Origin of the sequence: uncultured Aureimonas sp., from assembly GCF_913775355.1 — a bacterium.
Classification (GTDB): Bacteria; Pseudomonadota; Alphaproteobacteria; order Rhizobiales; family Rhizobiaceae; genus Aureimonas.
Window position 1 is genome coordinate 1 of sequence record NZ_CAJYIU010000286.1, and the last position, 8,154, is coordinate 8,154.

An 8,154-nucleotide genomic window follows, 5' to 3' on the forward strand; every position below is an offset into this window, starting at 1 on the left:
CGCGGGCGGCGTGGAACAGGATGCGGTCCGGCGAGACCTCGTAGGCGTTGTCGAGGACGTTGAAGACGACCTGCCGCAGCGTCGATTCCGAGACGATCGGCATGTTGCGATCGAAGCTGTTCTCGTAGCGGAGGTTTGCGTTGGGCCGCGTCGCGCGCCAGTCGGCCGCCAGTCCGTCGAGGAACTGGTGCATCGTGGTCATGCCCGCTTCAAGACCGCGCGCCTCGCCGGCCGACATGAGGATATGGGTGACGATCGACTTGCAGCGTCGGACCTCGGCCTGCATCGCCTCGATCTCGTCGGCGAGTTCGGGGTTGGCGGTGAGCGAGGGCATCCGGCGCCAGTCGCCGAGGATGATCGAAAGGGTCGAGAGCGGGGTGCCGAGTTCGTGCGCCGCCCCGGAGGCCAGAAGGCCCATGCGCACGATGTGGTCCTCTTCCGCCGCGTGCTGGCGCAGGTCCGCAAGGCGCGCGTCGCGCTCGCGGATGTTGTTGCCGATCCGCGTGACGAAGACGACCAGCAGCGCCGCGTTCAGCGCGAAGCAGATGAGCATGCCGATGATGTGCAGGCTCATCAGCCCGAGCCCCTCCTGCTCGACGAATTCGAGTGGGCGGTAGTTCGTCGTGAGACCGGCGAAGCAAAGCACCGTGACCAGAACGAGCGCGATCGACGACCAGGGTTTCAAGAGCACCGCGCCGAGCGTCACCTGGAGAAGGTAGAGCGAGGTGAAGGGATTGGCGGCGCCGCCGCTGAGATAGAGCTGCGCGGTCAGTCCCGCGACGTCGAAGAGGAGGGCGGCGAAGAGCTCGAGGTTCGTCACCCCGCGCTTCAGCCGAAGGCGCAGGAGGCTGCCGAGATTGAGAAGGACGAGCCCGAGGATCACGCCGAGCATTGGGGTGATGGGGACGGTGACGCCGAGGAACAGCATGACGAAGGCGATGCTGGCGATCTGCCCCGCCGCCGCGATCCAGCGCAGCTGGATCAGGAGGAGGAGATTCTTGCGCCCGGCCGAGTCTTCGAGCGGGACGCCGTGCAGGAGACGGGCGCGCATCTCGGCAAGACGCGTTGCGGGCGGGACCGGCGCGGCGCCATCGAAGGGCGCACTCACTCGCCGGCCCCGGCCATGCGCCATGCCGCGCGGCGGCGGCGCTCGTCGCGCGCGATCCAGACGCCGGCGCCGGCCAGCATGGCGGCAAGCGCGAACCAAGTCAGCGCGTAGACGAGGTGGTGGTTGCGGAAGGCGACGACCGTCAGACCTCCAACGGGAACGCCACCCGGCGTCTCGCCGGCCGACTGGTCGACGAAGAACGGCGCGACGGGCCCGAGCCCGCGCTTCTCGGCGATCGCCGCGACGTCGCGCGAGAACCAGCGATCTGCGGCGGGATCGTTCGATCGCAGGAACCCGCCGCCCGGCTCGTCGAGGCGGAGGAGTCCGGTGATGGTCACGGGTTCCGGCTGTTGCCCGGCGGCGCGGGTCGCCGGGTCTCGGCGATCCGGCAGCACGAAACCGCGGTTGACGAGGATCGTGGCGCCGTCGGACGTCACGAAGGGCGTCATCACCCAGAAGCCCGATCCGAGTTCCGTCAGGGCCTGAACGAACGTCTCGCGGTCGTTGCGGAAGGAGCCCTCGAGCCGCACCCGCCGATACTCCTCGCCCGGACCGTCGAACGAGGTCCATTGCGCGGGGGGAGGGGGAGCGGCCGGCGGGGCGTTCACGCGGGCCTCGACCCGCTGGATGAGATCGAGCTTCCAGGACAGGCGCTGGACCTGCCAGACGCCGAGGCCGACGAGCGCCACGAAGACGAGAAGCCCGGCGGCGCCGAGAAGAAGGAGGGAGAGGCGGCTTCGAGGCCGCCCCGCCGCGTTCGAGGCGTCCGGCCCCGGCGCCGTGCGCCGGGCGTCGGTCACGGCATCTGGCTCATGTCATGCTGCATCGCCGGCATCATGTTCGTGTTGAGGTGGTACATCACCCACAGCGAACCGGCGATGGTGATGATGAGGATCACCACGGTGAAGATCAGGGCGAGCATGTTCCAGCCGCCTTCTGACTTCGTGTTCATGTGCAGGAAGTAGACCATGTGGACCACGATCTGCACGGCCGCGAAGGCCATGACCACGAAGGCGGTGACGCGGGTCGACGCGAAGACGTCGCCCATCACCAGCCAGAACGGGATCGCCGTGAGGATCACCGACAGGACGAAGCCGGTGAGATAGCCCTTGAAGCTGCCGTGGCCGGCTTCGTGGTGGTCGTGCAGAACCTCGACGTGAGCCCCGTGATGCTTCTCGCTCATGCCAGCGACCCCATGAGGTAGACGAAGGAGAAGACGCCGATCCACACGACGTCGAGGAAGTGCCAGAACATTGACAGGCACATCAGGCGGCGGCGGTTTTCCGGGATCAGGCCCTTCCAGACCACCTGCGCCATCAGCACGACCAGCCACAGAGCGCCGAAGGCGACGTGGAGCGCGTGGGTGCCGACGAGCGCGAAGAACGAGGACAGGAAGGCCGAACGCTGCGGTCCGGCGCCGATCTCGATCAGGTGGTGGAACTCGTAGGCCGTGGCACCGAGGAAGCCGAGACCGAAGACGCCGGTCACGGCAAGCCAAGCCAGCGTCAGTCCCTTGGACCCCTTCTCCATCGCCAGCATCGCCATGCCGTAAGTGATCGACGATACGAGGAGGAGGGCGGTCGAGACGGCGACGAGCTCGAGCTCGAAGAGGTCGGCCCCCGAGGGGCCGGCCGCATAGGAGCGCCCGTAGACGCCGTAGCAGGCGAAGAGCACCGCGAAGATGAGACAGTCGCTCATCAGGTAGAGCCAGAAGCCGAGAAGGGTCCCGCCCTCGGCGTGGCCCTCCTCTTCCGCGACGTAGAACTTCAGCTCGTCGCTCTGGACGCCGGCAGCGGACACCGCGTTTGCGTGGGCCATCGATCAGACTCCCGATGTCGCCAGAAGCTGCGTGCGCTCCTGCTCGGCCCGGGCCACTTCATCGGCCGGGATGTAGAAATCGCGCTTGTAGTTGAAGCTGTGCACGATCGTCGTTCCGAGGATGGCGACGAAGGACAGGGCGGCCAGCCACCAGATGTACCACACGAGGGCGAAGCCGCAGGCCACCGACAGGCCGGCCAGGATCACGCCCGCACCCGTGTTCGCGGGCATGTGGACGGGACGGAAGCCGGTGAGCGGGCGCACGTAGCCGCGGCGCTTCATGTCCCACCAGGCATCGCCGTCGTGGATCATTGGGGTGAAGGCGAAGTTGTAGGCCGGCGGGGGCGAGGACGTCGCCCACTCCAGCGTGCGCCCGCCCCACGGGTCTCCCGTCACGTCGCGCAGCTTGTCGCGGTTCTTGATGCTCACGTAGATCTGGATCAGGAACGAGGCGATGCCGAGCGCTACCAAGAAGGCGCCGAAGGCCGCGATGACGAACCAGATCTGCAGCGACGGATCGTCGAAGTGGTTCATCCGGCGCGTCACGCCCATCAGGCCGAGCACGTAGAGCGGCGCGAAGGCGAACCAGAAGCCCGTGAGCCAGAACCAGAAGCTCATCTTGCCCCAGAACTCGTCGAGCTTGAAGCCGAAGGCCTTCGGGAACCAGTAGTTCACGCCGGCGAAGAGGCCGAACAGCACGCCGCCGATGATGACGTTGTGGAAGTGCGCCACAAGGAACAGCGAGTTGTGCAGCACGAAGTCCGCTGGGGGAACGGCGAGGAGCACGCCGGTCATGCCGCCGATCACGAAGGTGACCATGAAGCCGAGGCTCCACAGCATCGGCACGTCGAACCGGATGCGCCCGCGATACATCGTGAACAGCCAGTTGAAGATCTTCGCGCCCGTCGGGATCGAGATGATCATCGTCGTGATGCCGAAGAACGAGTTCACGCTGGCGCCCGAGCCCATCGTGAAGAAGTGGTGGAGCCAGACGAGGTAGGAGAGGATGGTGATGACGACCGTCGCGTAGACCATCGAGGCGTAGCCGAAGAGACGCTTCGAGGAATAGGTCGAGACGACCTCGGAGAAAATGCCGAAGGCCGGCAGGATCAGGATGTAGACCTCCGGGTGACCCCAGATCCAGATGAGGTTGACATACATCATCGGATTGCCGCCGAGGTCGTTCGAGAAGAAGTTCGTCCCGACGTAGCGATCCAGCGAGAGCAGCGTCATCACCGCCGTCAGCACCGGGAAGGCGGCGACGATGAGGACGTTGGTGCAGAGCGACGTCCAGCAGAAGACCGGCATCTTCATCATCGTCATGCCGGGAGCGCGCATCTTCACGATCGTGACGATGAGGTTGATGCCCGAGAGCAATGTGCCGACGCCCGCGATCTGCAGGGCCCAGATGTAGTAGTCGACGCCGACGCCCGGCGAATAGGCCGGTCCCGACAGCGGCGGCATCGCCAGCCAACCGGTGCGCGCGAACTCGCCGACGAACAGCGAGAACATCACCATCACCGCGCCGCCGACCGTCATCCAGAACGAGAAGTTGTTGAGGAAGGGGAAGGCGACGTCGCGCGCGCCGATCTGCAGCGGCACGACGTAGTTCATCAGGCCGGTGATGAAGGGCATCGCCACGAAGAAGATCATGATCACGCCGTGGGCGGTGAAGATCTGGTCGTAGTGGTGCGGGGGAAGGTATCCCTCGTTCGCGCCGAAGGCGATGGCCTGCTGCGTGCGCATCAGGATGGCGTCGGAGAAGCCGCGCAGCAGCATCACGATCGCCAGGATGCAGTACATGATGCCGATCTTCTTGTGATCGACGGTGGTGAACCACTCCTTCCAGAGGTAGCCCCACAGTTTGTAGTAGGTCAGCGCGGCGACCAGCGCCGTGCCGCCGATGGCGACCACGCTGAACGTCACGATCAGGATGGGATCGTGGAGGGGAATGGCATCGAGCGTCAGGCGCCCGAATACCAGTTGCTGTAGATCCATATTGGAAAACATCGGTCGGATCCGCTGGTTCGCGCTGTTTCGAGCCGGGGCTGGGAGGAACCCCGGCCGTCGGTCAGTTCGTCTGGTTCAGTTGGTTCGGTGCGATCTCGCCGCCCCCGGACGAGGCGCCGTGACCTTCATGTCCGTCCATGCCACTCATGCCACTCATACCGTCGTGGCCTTCGTGACCGGAGCCGCCGGATGAGCCCATGGGGGCAACGCCGTCCGGCGTCTCCTGCGAGCGGGACTGGCGCCCGGAGGCCGGGAAGGTCGCGCCCTGCGCTTCGCTTCCGCCGGACGCGCCGGCGTAACCCTCCGGACCGTGCCCGGCGCCGTCGTGATTGCGATGGCCGTCGTAGATCAGGCGGTCGCGGTTCTGGGCACTTTCGACACCTGCACCGCCCTGCATGTCGATGTGCATCATCTCGTCCATGCACATCTTGCCGGGCGCCGTGCACATGTTGAGCACCGCCTTGTAGAGTCCGTCCTCGACGCTCGAATAATAGTGGACTGGCTCCGCCTCGCTCGGCTTCTCGACCTCGAGGTAGCGCGCGCGGTCGAGCGGCTGCCCCTCGCTGCGCACCTTCTCGACCCAGGCGTCGAAATCGCCCTGGGCGAGGCCGTGGAACTTGAAGTGCATGTTCGAGAAGCCGGCGCCGGAATAGTTGGCCGACATGCCCTCGTAGACGCCCGGCTTGTTGATCACGGCGTGGAGCTTCGTCTCCATGCCGGGCATCGCGTAGATCATGCCGGCGAGCGCGGGTACGTAGAACGTGTTCATGATCGCGCTGGACGTGATCTTGAAGTTGATCGGCCGGTCCACCGGCGCGGCCAACTCGTTGACGGTCGCGATCCCGTATTCGGGGTAGAAGAACATCCACTTCCAGTCGAGCGCGACGACCTCCACCGTGATCGGCGGTGTCTCGGCGGTCACAGGGCGGACGGCGTCGATGCGGTCGAGCGGCCGGTAGGGATCGAGAAGGTGCGTCGAGATCCAGGTCACGGCGCCGAGCGCGATGATGATCATCAGCGGCGCGGTCCAGATCAGCACTTCGAGGCGCGTCGAGTGATGCCAGTCGCCGTCGTATTTCGCATCCGGATTGCTGGCCCGGTAGCGCCAGGCGAACCAGAGCGTCGCCGTGATCACCGGCACGATGATGAGGAGCATCAGGCCGGTCGAGATGAGGATGAGGTTGGCCTGCTGGTTGGCGATGAAGCCGGAGGGGTTCATCACCACAAGGTTACACCCGCCGAGGATCAGCAGGAGCGGCAGCACGGCCAGGGCGCGCAAGGATCTCTGGAGCAAAACGACCATCTCAGTCCCGATGTCTTGTTCCGCGATGTATGTTTTGCGGTGCGGAATGGGGATTGGACGTTTTGTCCAACCGCGCTTCGTTTGACGAATATGCAGCGGGCGACCTATTCGGCATCGGAGCACGCCATAAATTTAGCGGGCGGGCATTACGCCCCAATTCTCAGGAGCTGCGGCATGTCGACGCCGAACCAATCAGTGGCCTCGTCCACGGGAATGGAACGCGACGCCCGTCTCGTCTCGACCGACGGCCATGTGTCGCCCGGCGAACTGGCGATCGGCGTCGTGATCGGACGCGCCTCGGAGGCGTTCGACTTCTTCGTCTACGGCATCGCGTCGGTGATCGTCTTCCCCGCCCTGATGTTCCCGTTCGCCGACAAGCTGACCGGCACGCTCTACGCGTTCGCCGTCTTCGGCCTCGCCTTCATCGCCCGCCCGTTCGGCTCGATCCTGTTCATGGAGGTCGACCGCCGGCACGGACGCGGCGTCAAGCTGACCATCGCGCTCTTCCTTCTCGGCGGCTCGACCGCGGCCATCGCCTTCCTGCCGGGATACCAGTCGGCGGGCATGTGGGCGGTGGCAGCCCTCATCGTCTTCCGCCTGGGGCAGGGGTTCGCGCTCGGCGGTGCCTGGGATGGTCTGGCATCGCTCCTCGCCATGCACGCACCGGAGAAGCACCGCGCCTGGTATGCGATGCTGCCGCAGCTCGGCACGCCGATCGGCTTCATCCTCGCGAGCTCGCTCTTCGCCTTCTTCTACCTCAACCTCGCGGCCGAGGACTTCCTCGGCTGGGGCTGGCGCTACCCGTTCTTCGTCGCTTTCACGATCAACGTCGTGGCGCTCTTCGCCCGTCTTCGCCTGATCGCGACGGAAGAGTATGCCGAGCTCTACGAGAGCCGCGACCTGACGCCGGTCAGCGTGAAGGAGCTCGTCGCCAAGCAGGGCAACGCGGTGCTCGTGGGTGCCTTCGTCCCGCTGGCGAGCTTCGCGCTGTTCCACCTCGTCACGATCTTCCCGATCTCCTACGTCGACATCTTCTCGAACCGCTCGCCCGGCGAGTTCCTGCTGATGCAGCTCGGCGGCGCGGCGATCTGTCTCGTCTGCATCCTTCTGTCCGGCTCGATCGCCGATCGCGTCGGTCGGCGCACGCATCTGGGCGCCTGCGCCATCGCCATCGCGGCCTTCAGCGTGGCGACGCCGTTCCTTCTGGGCGGCGGCACGACGGCGCAGACCGCCTTCATCATGATCGGCTTCGCGCTTCTCGGACTGTCGCACGGTCAGTCCGCGGGCGCCGTCGCGTCGAACTTCGCGGGGCGCGACCGCTACACGGGTTCGGCTCTTACCACCGACCTCGCCTGGCTCATCGGCGCCGGCTTCGCGCCTCTGGTCGCACTCGGGGCGACCAGCAAGTTCGGTCTCATCGCCGTCGGCATCTACCTCCTGTCCGGCGCGGTCTGCACGCTGATCGCCCTGCGCGTGAACCGGCAGATGCGGCTGCGCGCGGTCTGACCGCCGGCGTAGGCGGTTTGGTCTGCCGTCAGCGCGTGGCGAAGGCGAAGATCAGACCGCCGACGAGGACATAGGCGGCGAGGAAGACCATCAATCTGGTCATTCCGACGCCTTCGCTTCCGCAGAAAAGAACGTGCCAGATGCGCAGCAGCGCGCTGGAGCCTTTGGGCATGCTGTCCATGAGTATCGTTCTCCGGTTCGGCGCCGGCACCCTCCGGTGCCGGTGCGCCGTGTTCTAGCGCGAAGGATCAGGGGCCAGCGGTCGCGGAGCCCGGCTGTGCCCCGTGCTCGTCGGCCAAACCCGGTTCGCCGCCGACGGCTTCGACCCCCCATTCGTCCTGCGCCTGCGCGGTCGTCCGGTTCAGGATCACCGCGCCCGCTTCCACGCGGTCCACGCTGTCCAGATGGA

Annotated in this window: 8 protein-coding genes; 1 reads left to right on the forward strand and 7 read right to left on the reverse strand. The window is 66.0% G+C overall.

The features are described from left to right. From QZ753_RS17135 to cyoA, 6 genes are all read right to left on the reverse strand, one after another. Positions 1-1,108, reverse strand: a 1,108-nt coding sequence (locus tag QZ753_RS17135; RefSeq protein ID WP_294645373.1) for a sensor histidine kinase, incomplete at its 3' end; no start/stop codon positions are given. Continuing rightward, a complete protein-coding gene (locus tag QZ753_RS17140) occupies positions 1,105-1,908 on the reverse strand; it encodes an SURF1 family protein (RefSeq protein ID WP_294645374.1) in 804 nt (267 codons plus the stop codon). The genes QZ753_RS17140 and QZ753_RS17135, both read right to left, overlap by 4 nt. Continuing rightward, on the reverse strand, positions 1,905-2,291 hold the full coding sequence (gene cyoD / locus QZ753_RS17145; RefSeq protein ID WP_294645375.1) for a cytochrome o ubiquinol oxidase subunit IV: 387 nt from the start codon (positions 2,289-2,291) through the stop codon (positions 1,905-1,907). The genes QZ753_RS17140 and cyoD overlap by 4 nt, the downstream gene beginning before the upstream one ends. Beyond that, entirely contained in the window at positions 2,288-2,926 is a 639-nt protein-coding gene (cyoC, locus tag QZ753_RS17150) for a cytochrome o ubiquinol oxidase subunit III (protein WP_294645376.1), read from the reverse strand. The genes cyoD and cyoC overlap by 4 nt, the downstream gene beginning before the upstream one ends. A gap of 3 nt (positions 2,927-2,929) precedes the next feature. Continuing rightward, positions 2,930-4,936 (reverse strand): cytochrome o ubiquinol oxidase subunit I, encoded by a 2,007-nt coding sequence (cyoB, locus tag QZ753_RS17155; RefSeq protein ID WP_294645377.1) that lies wholly within the window; start codon positions 4,934-4,936, stop codon positions 2,930-2,932. 61 nt (positions 4,937-4,997) lie between these two features. Then, positions 4,998-6,239 (reverse strand): ubiquinol oxidase subunit II, encoded by a 1,242-nt coding sequence (gene cyoA / locus QZ753_RS17160; RefSeq protein ID WP_294645378.1) that lies wholly within the window; start codon positions 6,237-6,239, stop codon positions 4,998-5,000. Positions 6,240-6,413: 174 nt separating this feature from the next. Here cyoA and QZ753_RS17165 point away from each other — a divergent pair, with 174 nt between their 5' ends. Beyond that, positions 6,414-7,745, forward strand: a complete 1,332-nt coding sequence (locus tag QZ753_RS17165) for an MFS transporter (RefSeq protein ID WP_294645379.1) — start codon at positions 6,414-6,416, stop codon at positions 7,743-7,745. Between the two features lie 28 nt (positions 7,746-7,773). Here QZ753_RS17165 and QZ753_RS17170 read toward each other — a convergent pair whose 3' ends face one another. Next, entirely contained in the window at positions 7,774-7,926 is a 153-nt protein-coding gene (locus QZ753_RS17170) for a hypothetical protein (RefSeq protein WP_294645380.1), read from the reverse strand. Positions 7,927-8,154 lie beyond the last annotated feature (228 nt).

What these genes read in the sequence shown, in the direction of transcription:
- cyoD (WP_294645375.1), bottom strand. Translation starts at nt 2,291, where the DNA reads ATGAGCGAGAAGCATCACGGGGCTCACGTCGAGGTTCTGCACGACCAC.
- cyoC (WP_294645376.1), bottom strand. Translation starts at nt 2,926, where the DNA reads ATGGCCCACGCAAACGCGGTGTCCGCTGCCGGCGTCCAGAGCGACGAG.
- cyoB (WP_294645377.1), bottom strand. Translation starts at nt 4,936, where the DNA reads ATGTTTTCCAATATGGATCTACAGCAACTGGTATTCGGGCGCCTGACG.
- cyoA (WP_294645378.1), bottom strand. Translation starts at nt 6,239, where the DNA reads ATGGTCGTTTTGCTCCAGAGATCCTTGCGCGCCCTGGCCGTGCTGCCG.
- QZ753_RS17165 (WP_294645379.1), top strand. Translation starts at nt 6,414, where the DNA reads ATGTCGACGCCGAACCAATCAGTGGCCTCGTCCACGGGAATGGAACGC.
- QZ753_RS17170 (WP_294645380.1), bottom strand. Translation starts at nt 7,926, where the DNA reads ATGGACAGCATGCCCAAAGGCTCCAGCGCGCTGCTGCGCATCTGGCAC.